Below are 16306 nucleotides of genomic sequence, written 5' to 3' on the forward strand. Positions count from 1 at the left end.
GGAAAAAGTGATTCGGTACCCGAATGGAAAAACTTTTCAGCCGAACAAAACGGTTTCATCCCAAAACAGCCAGAAACGGTCTCATTCATACAGTAATCGCGGCATGACCCTCGAAGACGACCTGAATGAAACGAATAAGTATTATCTGGCTAACCAAATTGCTGTCATTCACAAAAAGCCGACACCCGTCCAGATTGTAAACGTCCACTATCCGAAAAGAAGCGCCGCAGTCATTAAGGAAGCTTATTTTAAACAGTCTTCAACAACTGACTACAACGGCATTTATAAAGGACGCTACATTGATTTCGAGGCAAAAGAAACAAAAAACAAAACGGCATTTCCCCTGCAGAATTTTCATGATCATCAGATTGAGCATATGAAGCAGGTGGTCAGGCAAGACGGCATTTGTTTTGTTATTATATCCGCTTTCGGAAAGGTTTATTTCCTCGAAGCCGACAAGCTGTTTGTCTTTTGGGAGAGAAAGGAGAAGAACGGCAGAAAATCAATTCGCAAAGACGAATTAGAAGATGCTTCCTTTCCGATTTCCCTTGGATACTCACCGAGAATTGATTATATTAGTATTATTGAACAGCTTTATTTTTCGCAGGAACAGTAGACTGAGCGAAAGGTTGATAAACGAAAGGTTGAGATGTTATGTCAGATCAATTTACGAGCCGTGAAGAACGCCGTAAGGCAAGGCAGACGAAAAGCACTAAGCCCTCTTCACCGAAAAAAGGCAAGAAACAGCGTAAAGGCGGTTTATTCAAAAAGATTGTGCTGTCCTTGGTTATTCTGTTTGTCCTTGGCATAGTCGGCGGAGCCGCGGCATTTGCCGTTTTGGTTTCCGGCGCGCCGTCTTTGGATGAAGCCAAGCTGAAAACGCCTTACTCTTCAACGATTTACGATAAAAACGGAAAAGAAATCGCGGAAGTAGGCGGTGAAAAACGAACCTACGTCCCGATTAAGGATATACCCGATGTTGTGAAAGAAGCATTTATCGCAACTGAAGACGCCCGTTTTTATAAGCACCACGGTATAGACCCGATTCGGATCGGAGGCGCTTTGGTCGCCAACTTTACGGATGGGTTCGGTTCAGAGGGAGGAAGCACAATCACCCAGCAGGTTGTGAAAAACTCGCTTTTAACCCATCAGAAAACGATTAAACGGAAAGCACAGGAAGTGTGGCTTTCCCTGCAGCTGGAGCGCCATTATTCTAAAAATGAAATCTTAGAAATGTATTTAAACAGAATTTATTTCTCACCGCGCGCCTACGGCGTCGGAAAAGCGGCTGAAGAATTCTTCGGCGTAAAAGACTTAAGCAAGCTTACGGTTGAACAGGCGGCAACGCTTGCCGGAATGCCGCAAAGCCCGACCGGATATAACCCGGTTAAAAACCCGAAGGCTTCCGAAAAACGCCGAAACATCGTTCTCAGCTTAATGGAAAAACAAGGATTCATTTCAAATGCTGAATACCAAAAAGCGAAGAAAGTGTCCATGAAAGATGAAGGCGTCGTCAGCCAAAAGGAATACGATAAAAAGGATACAAATAAATACAGCGCTTTTGTCGAAGAAGTTATGAAAGAAATTGAGACAAAAGAAAAGAAAGACGTCGATATTTCAACTGACGGACTGAAAATTTATACGACTCTTGATACGAAAGCACAAGATTATCTTGATCAATTGATGAACGGCGACACAGCCGGCTTTACCGAAGGCATGCAGGGCGGCGTCACGCTCCTTGATACGACAAACGGAGAAATCCGCGCCATCGGAGCAGGACGGAACAGAACTACCGGGGGATTCAATTATGCAACACAAGGTAAAACCCAGCCCGGTTCAACGATAAAACCGATTCTTGATTACGGCCCGGTCATTGAAAATAAAAATGGTCGACGTATGAGCAGATTGACGATTCTGCATATACGTACTCTAACGGCACACCGATCCATGATTATGACAATAGATACAGAGGCCAGATATCAATGCGAGAGGCCCTCGCAGACTCACGTAATATCCCTGCTTTAAAAGCATTCCAAGCAGTTGGAAAGGATAATGCCGTGGACTTTGCAAACGACCTGGGATTAGGTTTAAACAAAGATCAAGTATATGAGCCCTATTCTATCGGCGGTTTTGGGGATGAAAATCGCGGTGTATCTACTATGACCATGGCAGGCGCCTACAGCGCTTTCGGAAATAACGGAACGTACAATGAACCGCATGCGGTCACATCGATTGAATTTAATGACGGCACTAAGCTTGATTTAACACCGAAACCGAAAAGTGCTATGAGCGATTACACGGCATTCATGATTACCGATATGCTCAAAACAGTCGTGCAGTCAGGAACAGGCAGACTGGCTCAAGTACCGAACGTGGAAGTCGCCGGTAAAACGGGTACGACTAACTTTACTAAAGAGGACATTCAAAAATATAATATTGCTCCAGGCGGAGTTCCGGACTCCTGGTTTGTCGGATACACCCCTCAATATACTGCGGCGGTTTGGACCGGAGTTGAGTCTGGCAACAAAGCAGGCAAGAAATCACTGTCTTCTGCAGACCAGCAAGTCGCAAAACGGATTTTCCAAAAGCTGATCTCATACGTTGATGACGGTAAAGGAAGCTTCAAGCAGCCTGACAGCGTCGTAAAAGAAACAGTTGAGAAAGGCTCGAATCCTGCCGCTTTAGCCGGACCGAATACGCCGGATGATAAAAAAGTGACGGAGTACTTCGTGAAAGGAACGCAGCCAACTGCCGTTTCTAAAACGTACAAGAAAGAAAAAGCCGATAAACCGACAGGATTGCAAGTGAAATACGACAAAGATAAAAAATCATTAACCTTAAGCTGGAATTATGACGGTGATGCAACATTCAATGTCAAACAATCCGTTGACGGCGGAAGCTACAGTGACATTCAAAACAGTTCGGCAAAAGAAGCCGTCGTCTCGGATGTCACGCCAGGCTCCACATACAGCTTCCAGGTGACAGCGGAAAACGATGACGGAAAAAGCGATACGGCATCAGCATCTTTCAAAGTCCCGAAAGATGAAGAAGACGATGCGGATAAAGATAAAGCGACTGACGATGAACAGAAGACTGATGAAGATAAAGATAAGGACAAGACGCAAACCGATGATTCAAACAAAGATGACAATCAGACAGATACGTCTGACGGATCGGATCAAACACCAACTGATGACCCGGATAAAAATCAGGATCAATCCGATAAGGATCAAACAGATAACAACAATCAGAATCAGCCCGGCAACGGGACCGATAACAACGGACAGCAAGATAACGGCTCTGATAATGATTCCGATTCCGGTTCAGACGGCTCAAATAAACCTGACAGCGGTCAAACGGATAAAAACCAAGACTCATCTTCAAATATCAACGGGCAGTCCAATTCGTCAACCATCCAGTCAAATCCCGCTCATTAGCGGACGAAATCCTTCACCCCAAACAGGTGAAGGATTTTTTTCATACAAAAAAACCTCCTTATAAGAAAAGGAGGTTTTTAACATTTGTTCATGGCTTCATATTTATGATATTGCTTCTTCATCTCCGTCATCAATTCATCCAGCTGAATAAACGAGTGAAATTGAGTCGGTTTTGTTAAAATAAACGCCATTCGCTCCGCCCAATTGATCGGTTCGGCGGGAAAATGCTTTGTTTCAAGCACAGTCCAGTCGAGTGATGTGACCCGCTCCCCTGCCGTCCAATGAAAAGCGGCAATCAGACAGGCTATTCCCTTCAGCATGTCATTTTGATCACATCTCGATTTTCTTGTTTGAAAAACGGGAAGCAGCGTTTCTTTCGTTTCATTCCAAATCTGAAACAGAAACGGGACATATTCGCCCCTTTCCCTCCATGGCTGCACTGTTGGCTGACCGCTGAAATCCATATACAGCGGATGTCGGCGCAGCGCCGCTTTGATCTCGAGGCTTTCCAAGTCCGTAAGGCTGCGCAGGTATGTTTCATAGTCTGCCAGAATGTCAATCGCCGTCACCGTTTCACCAGCCCTTTTTTGTCACGCTTCTGCCCTTCTCTGCATAGCGGAAGCAAAGGACATTCCGCACAGCGGGGAGATTGCGCTTTACAATGATACCGGCCGAAAAATATTAACCTGTGATGCGTAACAGACCAATCCTCTTTCGGCACTTTTTTCATTAATGTTTTCTCTACTTCCAAAACAGAGTCCTTCCACCGGCAGATACCGAGCCGTTTAGAGACCCGCTCCACATGAGTGTCTACTGCGATCGCAGGTACGCCGAAAGCAACAGACACGACCACATTTGCCGTTTTCCGTCCGACACCCGGCAGCTTCACAAGCTCATCCCGGTCTTTCGGCACTTCTCCGCCGTACTCTTCGATGATCATTTTGCTCAGCTTTTGAATATTTTTGGCTTTATTACGGTACAGACCGATTGATTTAATATCCTGCTGGAGTTCTTCCAGCGATACGGCAAGATAATCTTCGGGCCGTTTATATTTTTGAAATAGCGTTTTTGTCACTCTGTTGACGAGAGCGTCCGTACATTGCGCGGATAATGCGACTGCCACAACCAATTCGAAAGGATTTGAATGGACAAGTTCACATTCTGCGTGCGGAAACATATCGCCGATTTTTTCAAGACAATATTCAATCTGCTTTAAATTTAACACGTTTCTCCCCTTCTCATGTTATTGTTCCAGCCAATTGTAAAAAGGCACCTGCCTCGTATACTCTTTTTGCGGATCATTTTGTTTCGTTTGAACACGCCGGAATTTTTGGCTGTGCGCCTTCGCCTGCTCAACCGTTTTGAAGCCGTTCTTTTTCCATTCAAATAAAATCCGGTCAATATAGCGAAAACTGAGTTTCCCCGATAAAACGGCTTCTTTTAAGGCGTGTTTAATCAGAATCGCATCATGCTGATCCTGATCCTGCCATATGGCCAGCGTCTCGCATTCAAGCGGCGACAGCGGTCTTCCGAACTCTTCTTCAAAGATGGTATACAGGCTTTTTTGTTCTCTTTCTGACGTTCTTTCCTGCGTTTCATTTTGAGAATGCTGCATGTAATCATACAGCTTCGCCCATAACGGTTGCAGAGAATATTTTTCAAACTTTATGCCGTTATGGTCTTCACATTCTTCAATAAACAGAAAACCTTTTTGAATAAACATTCTCAGGCAGCTTGTACATTCTTCAGCAGAGATGGACATACCTGATTGAAGTTCAAACGGCGTCGGAAAATAAGAGCCCTTTTCCAAATGCATTTTAATCTTCAAAAGCAGGATCAATTCGGTTTCATTCAGCCCGAGCTGCCGGTAATGTGTCAGCAGCAGGTTGGGAATGCTTGAAATGCCGAGTTCCTGCATATCTATAAATTGCTGTTTTTTCATCCTTACACCTCTTACTGTAAAAGGTTATCTCCGGGAGCTTTCCCCTTTACTTAGAAAAAGTCTCCCTTGCAGGAGACTTCGTTTTTCATAACTATTACGGATACAGACGGTTCAGAAGTCTCGGGAACGGAATCGTTTCACGCACGTGAGGCGCTCCGCTGATCCAAGCCACTGTCCGCTCAAGTCCGAGGCCGAAGCCGGAGTGCGGAACAGAACCGTATTGTCTGAGTTCAGCATACCATTTGTAAGCATCTGAATCCAGACCGTGTTCTTTTAATCTTTCTTCCAATAAATCCATATCATGAACGCGTTCTGAACCGCCGATGATTTCCCCGTAGCCTTCCGGAGCGATTAAGTCGGCACATAACACGACATCGTCACGATCTTTGGCAGGCTGCATATAGAACGGTTTTAATGACGTCGGGTAATGAGTGATAAACACCGGTTTGTCATAGCTTTCTGCGATCGCTGTTTCATGCGGCGCACCGAAGTCATCTCCCCACTCAATATCGTCAAAGCCTTTTTCTTTCAGGAATTCGATCGCTTTATCGTACGTAATGCGCGGGAATGGCGCTTTGATTTGTTCAAGCTTCGATGTGTCTCTTCCCAATGTGTTCAGCTCGATCTTACAATGTTCCAGCACACTTTGTACGATGTATGCAACATAATTCTCCTGAACTTCAAGGTTTTCTTCAAATTCAACAAATGCCATTTCAGGCTCAATCATCCAGAATTCGATGAGATGGCGTTTCGTTTTCGATTTTTCCGCTCTGAACGTCGGTCCGAAAGAGAATACTTTTCCGAGCGCCATTGCAGCTGCTTCCATATACAGCTGGCCGCTTTGAGACAAGAAGGCGTCTTCATCAAAATATTTCGTCGCGAACAGCTCAGTCGTGCCTTCGGGAGCGCTTCCCGTCAAAATCGGCGGATCAACTTTCACGAAGCCTTCTTTGTTGAAAAATTCATAAGTCGCACGGATGATTTCGTTGCGGATTTTCATAATTGCATGCTGGCGTTTCGAACGGAGCCATAAATGTCTGTGATCCATTAAGAATTCCGTACCGTGTTCTTTAGGCGTAATCGGATAATCAGTCGCTTCGTGAATGACTTCAATGGATGTAACAGCAAGCTCATAGCCAAGCGGTGAACGCTCGTCCTCTTTCACAATTCCTTTTACATAAAGTGACGTTTCCTGCGTCACTGATTTCGCAATTTGGAAGATGTCTTCTTCTACTTCAGCTTTGACGACAACTCCCTGAATGAAGCCGGTACCGTCTCTCAGCTGTAAAAATGCGATTTTACCGCTTGAGCGTTTATTAGCGACCCAAGCTCCAATCGTTACTTCCTCGCCTGTGTGTTTATACACTTGGTTGATTGTTGTTTTCAAACTCTTTCCCTCCAGAACAAGAAAGACATTCAGGAATCTGCCTGAATCTCTTTTTTCATCACTTTATTATACCCGTTCTACTCTAACGGGGTCAATGCAAGTGAAAAGCGGCTTTAAAAGCCGCTTTTTCAGAATCAGCTGTGTTTTTCCGTAAAGCGGCGGATTCTCTTGACCGCTTCTTCTAAAAGATCGAGTGACGTTGCGTAAGATAAGCGGACGTTGTCCGGTGAACCGAAACCCGAGCCCGGCACGATGGCGACTTTTTCTTCTTCCAGAAGCGCCTTGACGTATTCATCGACATCTTTGAATCCGCAGTTTTCTGCGGCCGCTTTGGCGTTAGGGAACAAGTAAAACGCTCCTTCAGGTTTGACACAGGTGAATCCGGGAATCTCACTGATCTGAGCGTAAATGGTATTCAGTCTGTGCTCAAATGCCTGTCTCATCTCTTCCAGCGGCTCAGCCGGCCCGTTATAGGCCGCAATGGCGCCGTATTGAGCGATGGACGTCGGATTTGATGTGCTGTGGCTTGCAAGGCTCGTCATCGCTTTAATAATCGTCTCCGAACCCGCTGTATAGCCGATCCTCCAGCCCGTCATGCTGTGAGATTTCGAAACGCCGTTAATGATGATCGTCTGCTCTTTCAATTCACTTGAAAGCTGTGCGATTGAGACGTGTTTTTTTCCTCCGTATGTAAGCTTCTCATAAATCTCGTCAGAAACGATCAGAATGCCATGCTCCAGACACACTTTTCCGAGTTCCGCAAGCTCTTCTTTCGTATACATAACACCTGTCGGGTTGCTCGGTGAATTGATAATGAGCGCTTTTGTTTTCTCGGTGATAGCCTGCTTCAGCTGCTCCGGTGAAATTTTAAACTGATTGGATTCCAGCCCTTCTGCATAGACGGGACGCCCCCCTGCCAGTTTCACCTGCTCAGGATAGCTGACCCAGTAAGGAGTCGGTATAATCACTTCATCCCCTTCATCGAGAATGACCTGAAATAATGTATACAGAGCGTGTTTCGCTCCGGTGCAGACAATGATTTCTGACGGCTTATATTCAATCCCCTGATCGTTTTTGAATTTTTTTGCGATACTGTCTTTCAAGGCCGGCAGACCGCCTGAAGGCGTATATTTTGTGTGGCCTTCATTCATGGAACGCACCGCGGCATCTATAATGTGCTGAGGCGTATTAAAATCCGGTTCTCCTGCTCCGAGGCCGATGACATCATGGCCTTCTGCTTTCAGCTCTTTCGCTTTTGCAGTAATTGCAAGTGTTGCAGACGGTGTTAATGCGGATACTCTTTTTGCCAATTTCAACTTGAACTCCCCCTAATACGTCTCACGGTGTGATGTTTTTGAGAATCTTGCCGCTTGTAAAGTCCACATAGCTAAAGCTATACTGCCCGCTTTTGTTGATATAGGTCACTTCCCATAACGGAACATTGTTTTCTCTCGCCGGGTGAACGCCATTCAGCTTGGAAACAAGCCCTTCGTCCCGAACGATCTTGGCAGCCTTGCCGCTTGAAATGCCGTCACTGGCTTTTTTTGAGAGAATTTTTGCTTTTTTGTCGGCCGGAACCCATACATACATATCTTTTCCATGTTTATCCGTTCCGGTAACAACATAATATTTCTGTTTGCCGACAAAGGTCTCCACTTTCTCAGCATCTGTCAGATTCGTTTTTCTTTAGCGGCTGCGGCAGCTGTTTCGTGGCCTTCTTCTTTTTGAGCCATTGCAGATTTAAAAATGCTGGCCGAAAATAAAAGAACTGCTAAAAAAATAATACCAAATACGGCTGTAAATATTAACGCTTTTTTTCTCATCTTTTTCACCTATGTGCGATAAATGGTGAAGACCGCTTCATTTTGATTTTCTTCGTCGAGCGCAAGGCCGAACATCAGGTTGTCCCGTTTCAAAGTCCGGTTTAATGTATCGACGATTTTATATAAATCATCTGAATGCTCCACATTAATCGTTGACAGAATTTCAATTTTGCTTTCCATTTTTATACCCTCCATCGGTCGAACAAATTTTGTTAGTCATAACGGGATGCGCCCGCGGCATAATAAAATCACAAGGCGGCATGAACCCGCTTTTACTATAAAAACAATTCCTCATCCCACACCACGAAAGCCGCGTTTATGCGGCTTTTATTCCGTTTGGCTGACATAAGCCCCGAGTTCGGCATCCGTCAGCTCCAAAAGGGATGAAGTCGGGAGCGCTTCAAGAAACAGCCGTCCGTATCCCGCCGTCTTTACACGCTGATCTAAAAGAACGATCGTTCCCTTGTCTCCCGCCGTACGGAGCAGGCGCCCGATCCCCTGTCTGAACGTTAACACGGCCTCAGGCAGGGAAATCGTCTGAAACGGATTTTTCCCCTGCTTCTTGGCAAATTCGCATTTTGCGGCGTGAAGCGGATTATCAGGCGCCCTGAAAGGAAGTCTTGCGATCATGACGGTTGACAATTCATCCCCCGGAAAATCAACACCTTCCCAGAAATGATTTGTCCCGAGCAAAATCGCCCGGCTTGCCGTTTTAAAGGTTTTCATTAATTTACCGGGACTCCCGCCTGAAATACCTTGGGCGAGAAGCTGAATGCCTGAGATCTCCATACTGAGTTTCAGTTCCTGATACACTTTTTTCAGCATATCATGAGAGGTAAACAGGACAAGGATCTTCGGCTGTTTTCCCTTTGACATGATTTCTGCATACTTGGCAATATGCTCAATGACTTCCCGCTCCCCGTCATATTTAACGGATTTCATCTCTTTCGGAATGATGACGTTCATCTGATCATCGTAAGAAAAAGGAGACGGGATGCTTTTGGTGCGCGGATAAAAATCCGCAAGTCCGAGCCTTTCAATCATATATTGAAAAGACTGCTCCACCATTAAGGTCGCTGATGTGAGCACAACGCTTTTTTTGCGGGCAAAAAACTGGTCTGCCAGCATTTCACCGGGCTCCAAAGGCTGCGCATAGATGCTGACGGCATTTTTTGCGCCCTTCGCATCAATTTCAACCCAAACGGCTTCTTTCTCATCATTTTCAAACAGCAGCCTGCTGAACGTATCGCGATATTCTTTCAGCCCCCAGATACACTTTACATATTCGCCCGCTAAAAAAGCCGCTCCGCTTTTCATCTGATCAAGCTTTTGATGTAACAGTTTCTCCTGTACGGAAAACATGTCAAGCAGCTGATCCAGCATCGCACAAAGCCGCTCCGCTCCGTCCGTTATCATGTGAAACCCTTTATCCTGGCTTTTATGATTGAGACTATAGACGAGACGGTTCAGATCGTCTTTAGGTTTTCTTCGTTTGACAAAAGAATGCACTGAACTGAAAAATGCGTCGCTTTCCGATTGAATATGCTTCATCCACTCATCGGCGTCAAAAAAACTTTCCGCCGGCAGTTCATACGTATAAAACAGTTTTCTCATCCGCTTTAACAGTCCGTGTTCCTTTAAGGTCCCGATTCGGCTGAGCTTTGTGTGCAGTCCGATGTATGAAGCTCTCTTCCCCAGGTGCTCGCTGGCGGCGCGTTCGAAATGATGCGCTTCATCAATGATGACCGTTCCGCTTGCAGGCAGTTTTTCGTTTCACTGCTTTGATCTGAAAACAGCAAAGCATGGTTTGTGATAATCAGATCTGCGGCCTGCGCTTTTTCTTTAGCCCGTTCATAAAACCCGGCAGCCGAGTCCTTCCCTTTTTTCATAAAAGAATTCTCATCGTAAGCCATGCGCTCCCACAGCAATCTGCCGCCTGATGGAAGATTCAGCTCAGCGGCGTCGCCCGTTTCAGTCTCCGTCAGCCAGACGAGAAGCTGCGCTTTCGTCAAAACGGCATCATAGTTGTCATCTTCCTCATGCAGAATATGTTCAAACTTCGGCAGGCACAGATAATGTGATTTCCCTTTTAAAATAGCGGCTTTGACCGGCCAAGGAAACATACGCTCCAAAAGCGGAAGATCTTTAGACATGATCTGCTGCTGCAAAAGAGTAGAGTACGTGCTGATAATGACGGGAGTTTGTTCCGCTTTGGCAAATAAAACAGCCGGAACGAGATAACCGATCGTTTTTCCGATGCCGGGTGCCGCTTCAATCAGCGCATGCTCCCGATTGCGGAAGGCGCCAAGCACTTCATCCATCATCGAAAGCTGTCCTTTCCGCTTTTCATAGCGGGGGATGATGCCGGACAAGATCTGTTCTTTTTCTTCGTTCCACTTTTCAAGGTCAATGGCCGCATTCACCGGACGGGAAACCGGAATGTGATCGGGCTCTTTAATTGAAAAAGAGGCGTAGGGAATGCAGCTCTTTTCTTCCGCCGGCCTGTTTTCATGTATAAAGGAATCCAAAAGCAGCGTCAAATCGCTGATAAAATGCTGTGAAAGCCTTCTAAGCTGCTTTAACGTCGGTAAAGGCAAATGTTTCAGTTTATGTAAAATGTCTAAAAAGACCAGGCCCGTAACCTCCGCATCGCTGTCTGCGCGGTGAGGGCGGTCATGAACAATATTCAGCTCTGCGCACAACTCACCGAGCTTATATCCTTCAAACCCCGGGAAAACAATACGCGAAAGCTCAACCGTATCAAGCACTTCACAATCCGGCAGCTCATAGCCCGCTTCGCTCAGTTCATGCCGGACAAATCCGAGGTCGAAATGAATATTGTGGGCAACAAAATACGCGCCGTCAAGCAGATGAAAAATCTCCTCTGCGACCGCTTCAAACGGCAGTTCATTTTCAACCATTCCGGACGAAATTCCGGTCAGCTGTTCAATAAACGGCGGGATGGCCTGATTCGGATTGATATATTTTGAAAACCGCTCAGTTATTTGTCCATTTTCAATGACAACCGCTGCGATTTGAATGATTTTATCGCCCTTTTTCGGCGAATTTCCTGTTGTTTCGACATCTATGACAACGAACCGTTGTTTGTTCATTAAAATGGACACCTCAATTCTTGCATACGAGAAAAGTGTAACACGTTTTGTTGAGAAATGGAGCGGAAAAACAGCTTTTGCCCCTAAATCTTAAAAGAAAACCCCCATGAAGGGGGCTCTTTTACAAAATCGTGTGTGCCGGCTCCTGGCCCAGCATCTGCTCGATTTTATTCTGATCATCCAGAACGGCCACCTTCGGCTGATGGCTTTTTGCTTCCTGATCAGACATCATTTGATAAGAAATAATAATGACTTTATCTCCTTCTTGGACGAGACGGGCGGCAGCTCCGTTTAAACAGATGACGCCGCTCCCCCGCTTACCGGGAATAATATACGTTTCAAGTCTCGCTCCGTTGTTATTATTCACAATCTGAACTTTTTCATTAGCGAGCATTCCGACGGCATCTAAAAGATCTTCATCAATCGTTATGCTGCCGACATAGTTTAAATTGGCTTCCGTCACGGTAGCGCGGTGCAGTTTTCCGGCCATCATAGTGCGGTACATATTATGATCTCTCCCATTCATCAATATCAATAATGATATTATCAATCAGTCTGGCTTTAGAAAATTGGACGGCGCAGGCCAGAATGACCTTGCCGTTTAATGTTTTAAGCGGAGTCAGCTCCGGATAAGCGTACAGTTCGGCATAATCAATGACGCCGCTTGTGTTTTCGATGATACCGGTGACGGTTTTTATAACGGTTTCCGGATTTCTTTCACCGTCTCTGATCAGTTCGGCACCTTGCTGCAATGCTTTATAGATCATCGGCGCTTCTTTGCGTTCCTGCTCAGTCAGATAGACGTTGCGAGAGCTTTTGGCAAGTCCGTCTTCTTCTCTGACCGTGTCCACTGCAACCAATTCGATATCCATAAAGAAATCCTCAATCAATCCGTCCACAACCGCTGCCTGCTGGGCATCTTTCAGGCCGAAGTAGGCGCGGGTCGGTTTAACGAGATTGAAAAACTTCGTCAGCACAGTGGCCACTCCGTCAAAATGGCCGACGCGGGAGGCGCCGCACAACACGTCAGTTCTCCTTTTCACTTGCACGGCAACATTTTGCTCGCCTTTATACATGTCACTTGGAGACGGCGTAAACAAAACATCTGCTCCCGCCTGTTCTGCAAGCCGGGCATCGCGCTTTAAATCTCGCGGATATGCTTCGTAATCCTCGCCCGGTCCGAATTGAGTCGGATTGACAAAGATGCTCATCACGACAATATCGTTTTCTTTGTTTGCTTTTTCAACCAGCGTCAGGTGTCCTTCATGAAGAAAACCCATTGTCGGGACGAATCCGATCGTCCGGCCTTCTGAGCGGTATTGTGCAATTAATTCTTTCAGCTGTTGAGTTTCTGTCAGTTGTTTCATCGCTTACTTTCCTCCGTACAAGCCTTGCAGCACAGTTTGGTTTATCTGAAAGGAATGCTTTTCTTCCGGGAAAACCCGTTCTTTCACATCACGGACATAATCGCTGAGGGCCGACTCAATCGTGCCGTCGATTTTGGCGTATTGCTTCACGAACTTCGGTGTTCTGTCCACGCCGTGGCCGACGATGTCATGATAGACAAGGACTTGGCCGTCCGCTTTTGAACCGGCTCCGATTCCGATGACGGGAATGGATACTTCTTCTATTATTTTAGCAGTCAGTTCAGCAGGCACACATTCAAGCACGAGCATCATCGCTCCCGCCTGCTCGCATTTGATGCTGTCTTCAATGAGCTTTTTCGCGCTTTGCTCATCTTTTCCCTGCACTTTATATCCGCCTAATACGCCGACAGACTGCGGTGTGAGGCCTAAATGGCTGACGACGGGAATTCCGCCGAGAGTCAGCGCGCGGATGGATTCGAAAACGCCGTCTCCGCCTTCCAGCTTTAACGCGTCCGCGCCGCTTTCCTGAATAATGGCCGCGGCGTTTTTCAATGTATCCTCTTTTGAAAGGTGGTAAGACATAAACGGCATGTCAGTTACGATAAACGTATTTTTCGCACCGCGTTTTACCGCTTTTGTATGGTGAATCATGTCACTGACCGTTACGCCGACGGTTGAATCGAGTCCGAGCACGACCATTCCGAGCGAATCCCCGACTAAAATCATGTCGACTCCCGCCTGTTCCGCAAGCTTTGCCTGCGGATAATCGTAAGCGGTCAGCATCACGATCGGCTCTCCGTTTTCCTTCATTTTCATGAAATCCAGTTTTGTTTTCATTCTGTTTCTCCTCCTCTAAACGGTGAGGAGATGAGCCGCCAATTCTTCGCAAGCAAAAAAGCCTTCTGTAAAATAAGAAGGATTCCCACTTGTTTAACGTTCGGCGAATGTCATCCCTCTGTCCCAGTCCTTTTTTGGATCAAGGCAGACTTTTCGTAATCTCTGTTCTGCTGATCAGGTGCAGTTCATTATGATACTGCCCATAGGAAGTATACCAAATTCACGAGGCTTGTACCAACTAAGATTAATTGAGCTCAATATCGGCAGAATAGATCTTCTTTATACCGTCTCTCGTTTCCAAAAGAAGAACTCCCTCATCATCAATGCCGAGCGATTTCCCGTAAAACGTTCCTTGCAGCGTTCTCGCTCTGAGCTCGTTCCCCAGTCCGACCGCATAGCTTTCCCATAGCAGCTTGATCGGTGTAAAGCCGTGGTTCAAGTAATCCTGATAGCGTTTTTCAAAAGTCAGCAGAATCTCTTGTATCAGACCCGCTCTGTCAATTTTTTCGCCGGCTTCCATGCTCAGGCTCGTCGCAATGTCCTGAAGCTCGCCGGGAAAATCGGTTTCCTGCTGGTTCACGTTGATGCCGATCCCGAGAATAACCGAACGGACACGGTCTTCTTCCGCCTGCAGCTCAGTTAAAATCCCGACGGCTTTTTTGCCGTGAATCATTAAATCATTCGGCCATTTAATGGCGGCCTGTACACCTGTAAAAGCCTCGATGGCCTGTACGACCGCAACGGCGGATAACAGGGTGAGCTGCGGCGTTTTTTGCAAAGGAACGTCGGGTCTCAGAATGAGGCTCATCCAAATCCCATTTTCCTCCTGTGAATGCCATACTCTGGCCATTCTTCCTCTGCCTGCCGTTTGTTTATCGGCGACTACGAGCGTCCCTTCCGGCGCGCCGTCATTGGCAAGTTCATGAGCGGTTTTTTGGGTGGACGGCAGGACGTCCCGGTAATGAAGCTGTTTGCCCAAAACCTCTGTTTTCAGCCCGAAACGGATTTCGGATTCACTGAGTTTCCCCGGTTTTTTAATGAGCCTGTACCCTTTTCGTCTGACCGCCTCAACCTCATAGCCCTCTTTGCGGAGCTCCTCTATATGTTTCCAAACGGCGGTTCTCGAGCAGCCGAGCGCGTCACTTATTTTCTGCCCGGAGATAAAGCCGTCACCCGCCTCAGAAAATAAATCAATTAATCGGGTTCTTAATGTTGATCCCATGATGCGAGCCACTCCTTTATGTCATGTTTTCGGTTAGGGAGCTTCCCTGCCAATACCGCTTCTTCAATCCGGCGAAGTTCTTCGGCCACCCATTTACCCGCGCGGCGGTTTCTGAGCTCCATCAGATCAGCGCCTGAAATGTCGAGGTCTCGAAGGCTTTTGATCGGCAGCTGCTCATACAGGCTCTGAACTTCTTTCAGCTTTTGTTCATCAATCGTCCTATGCTTTTTCAGCATCTCGATTTTAACGGCTGAAAACAGCGCCTCTCCCGCCCGGTACATCGCTTCTGCTTCCAGCTGCGCCGGATAAACGCTTATGATCTGCACCGCTTTTTTTATGACTTTTCCCGGCAGTTTCCATTGTTTTAAAAACGCCTCGGCACTTTTCGGACAAAGACCAAGAAACAATAACAGCGCTGCCCAGTGTTCTTCGCGTGCATCTAAAGAAGAAAACGGAAAGCCGCTTGCTTCAAGCATTTGCTGCTCATAACCGGAAAGGCCGGGCAGCTCTTGTATCAGACCTGTCTGCACCATCGTTCGAATCGCTTCTTGTGAGAAAGCGCCCTGCATCAGCTTTTCAAACTCGACGGTCTTTCGTTCTACTGATACATGTGCCATAAGCTCCCTGTCTTTTATGACGGCCTCTCTTGTATCTTTTTCTAAAAGAAAGCCGAGCTGACTCATAAAGCGGACGGCTCTCATCATCCGCAGAGCGTCTTCCCGAAAACGGTCTTCAGGGTTACCCACCGTACGGATCAGCTTTTGTCCGATATCATGTGCGCCTCCGAAATAATCAAGCAGCTCTCCTTCGGCAGACATCGCCATCGCATTAATCGTTAAGTCTCTCCGCTTTAAGTCTTCTGATAAAGAAGTAATGAACCGCACAGCTTCAGGGCGCCGGTAGTCCTTATATTCTGATTCGGCACGAAAAGTGGTGACTTCATAGGTTTCATCTTCCCACAGGACGATGACGGTGCCGTGCTCTTTTCCTACATCGACAGTCCGCTTAAAGAGGCGCTCCACCTCATTCGGCAAAGCGCTGGTTGCGATGTCCACATCACCTATTTTTCGTTTCATATAGCTGTCTCTGACGGCTCCCCCGACAAAGTACGCCTGATGGCCCGCCTTCATCAGATGATGAAGGATGGGGAGGGCTTTGACAAATTCCTGTTCCATAAG

The 16306-nt window shown here is 46.6% G+C and carries 12 protein-coding genes and 3 pseudogenes; 2 read left to right on the forward strand and 13 right to left on the reverse strand.

Annotated features, from left to right (window positions below; genetic code table 11):
* Positions 1–7: 7 nt before the first annotated feature.
* Positions 8–616, forward strand: a complete 609-nt coding sequence (gene recU, locus D368_RS17585; RefSeq protein WP_003153521.1) for a Holliday junction resolvase RecU — start codon at positions 8–10, stop codon at positions 614–616.
* A 38-nt stretch (positions 617–654) separates the two neighbouring features.
* Positions 655–3437: pseudogene (locus tag D368_RS17590) on the forward strand (PBP1A family penicillin-binding protein).
* 77 nt (positions 3438–3514) lie between these two features.
* On the opposite strand, the gene D368_RS17595 reads toward D368_RS17590, so the two are convergent.
* The 13 genes and pseudogenes from D368_RS17595 to D368_RS17655 all read right to left on the reverse strand — a co-directional run bounded on the left by D368_RS17595 (position 3515) and on the right by D368_RS17655 (position 16303).
* Entirely contained in the window at positions 3515–4006 is a 492-nt protein-coding gene (locus D368_RS17595; RefSeq protein WP_128575021.1) for a YpoC family protein, read from the reverse strand.
* Entirely contained in the window at positions 4003–4662 is a 660-nt protein-coding gene (nth, locus tag D368_RS17600; protein ID WP_003153517.1) for an endonuclease III, read from the reverse strand. The genes D368_RS17595 and nth overlap by 4 nt, the downstream gene beginning before the upstream one ends.
* Positions 4663–4680: 18 nt before the next feature.
* Positions 4681–5379, reverse strand: a complete 699-nt coding sequence (dnaD, locus tag D368_RS17605) for a DNA replication protein DnaD (protein ID WP_003153516.1) — start codon at positions 5377–5379, stop codon at positions 4681–4683.
* Between the two features lie 94 nt (positions 5380–5473).
* Positions 5474–6766, reverse strand: coding sequence for an asparagine--tRNA ligase (gene asnS / locus D368_RS17610; protein WP_003153515.1), 1293 nt, complete (start codon positions 6764–6766; stop codon positions 5474–5476).
* Positions 6767–6900: 134 nt separating this feature from the next.
* Entirely contained in the window at positions 6901–8082 is a 1182-nt protein-coding gene (locus D368_RS17615; RefSeq protein ID WP_128575022.1) for a pyridoxal phosphate-dependent aminotransferase, read from the reverse strand.
* Positions 8083–8104: 22 nt separating this feature from the next.
* Positions 8105–8589, reverse strand: a pseudogene (tseB, locus tag D368_RS17620) (cell wall elongation/penicillin-binding protein regulator TseB).
* A 9-nt stretch (positions 8590–8598) separates the two neighbouring features.
* Entirely contained in the window at positions 8599–8769 is a 171-nt protein-coding gene (locus D368_RS17625; protein WP_003153512.1) for a YpmA family protein, read from the reverse strand.
* 147 nt (positions 8770–8916) lie between these two features.
* Positions 8917–11702 (reverse strand): annotated as a pseudogene (dinG, locus tag D368_RS17630) (ATP-dependent DNA helicase DinG).
* A gap of 121 nt (positions 11703–11823) precedes the next feature.
* A complete protein-coding gene (panD, locus tag D368_RS17635) occupies positions 11824–12207 on the reverse strand; it encodes an aspartate 1-decarboxylase (protein ID WP_003153510.1) in 384 nt (127 codons plus the stop codon).
* A 1-nt stretch (position 12208) separates the two neighbouring features.
* The gene (panC, locus tag D368_RS17640) at positions 12209–13069 is read right to left on the reverse strand and encodes a pantoate--beta-alanine ligase (protein WP_058906142.1); all 861 of its coding nucleotides are present in this window, start codon (positions 13067–13069) and stop codon (positions 12209–12211) included.
* Positions 13070–13072: 3 nt separating this feature from the next.
* Positions 13073–13906: a 3-methyl-2-oxobutanoate hydroxymethyltransferase gene (gene panB / locus D368_RS17645; protein WP_101562223.1), complete on the reverse strand. Its 834-nt coding sequence runs from the start codon at positions 13904–13906 to the stop codon at positions 13073–13075.
* Between the two features lie 244 nt (positions 13907–14150).
* The gene (locus D368_RS17650; RefSeq protein WP_101562224.1) at positions 14151–15128 is read right to left on the reverse strand and encodes a biotin--[acetyl-CoA-carboxylase] ligase; all 978 of its coding nucleotides are present in this window, start codon (positions 15126–15128) and stop codon (positions 14151–14153) included.
* Positions 15113–16303: a CCA tRNA nucleotidyltransferase gene (locus D368_RS17655; protein ID WP_071391700.1), complete on the reverse strand. Its 1191-nt coding sequence runs from the start codon at positions 16301–16303 to the stop codon at positions 15113–15115. The genes D368_RS17650 and D368_RS17655 overlap by 16 nt, the downstream gene beginning before the upstream one ends.
* Positions 16304–16306 lie beyond the last annotated feature (3 nt).

Origin of the sequence: Paenibacillus lentimorbus NRRL B-30488 (genome assembly GCF_000411595.1) — a bacterium.
Lineage (GTDB): Bacteria > Bacillota > Bacilli > Bacillales > Bacillaceae > Bacillus > Bacillus velezensis.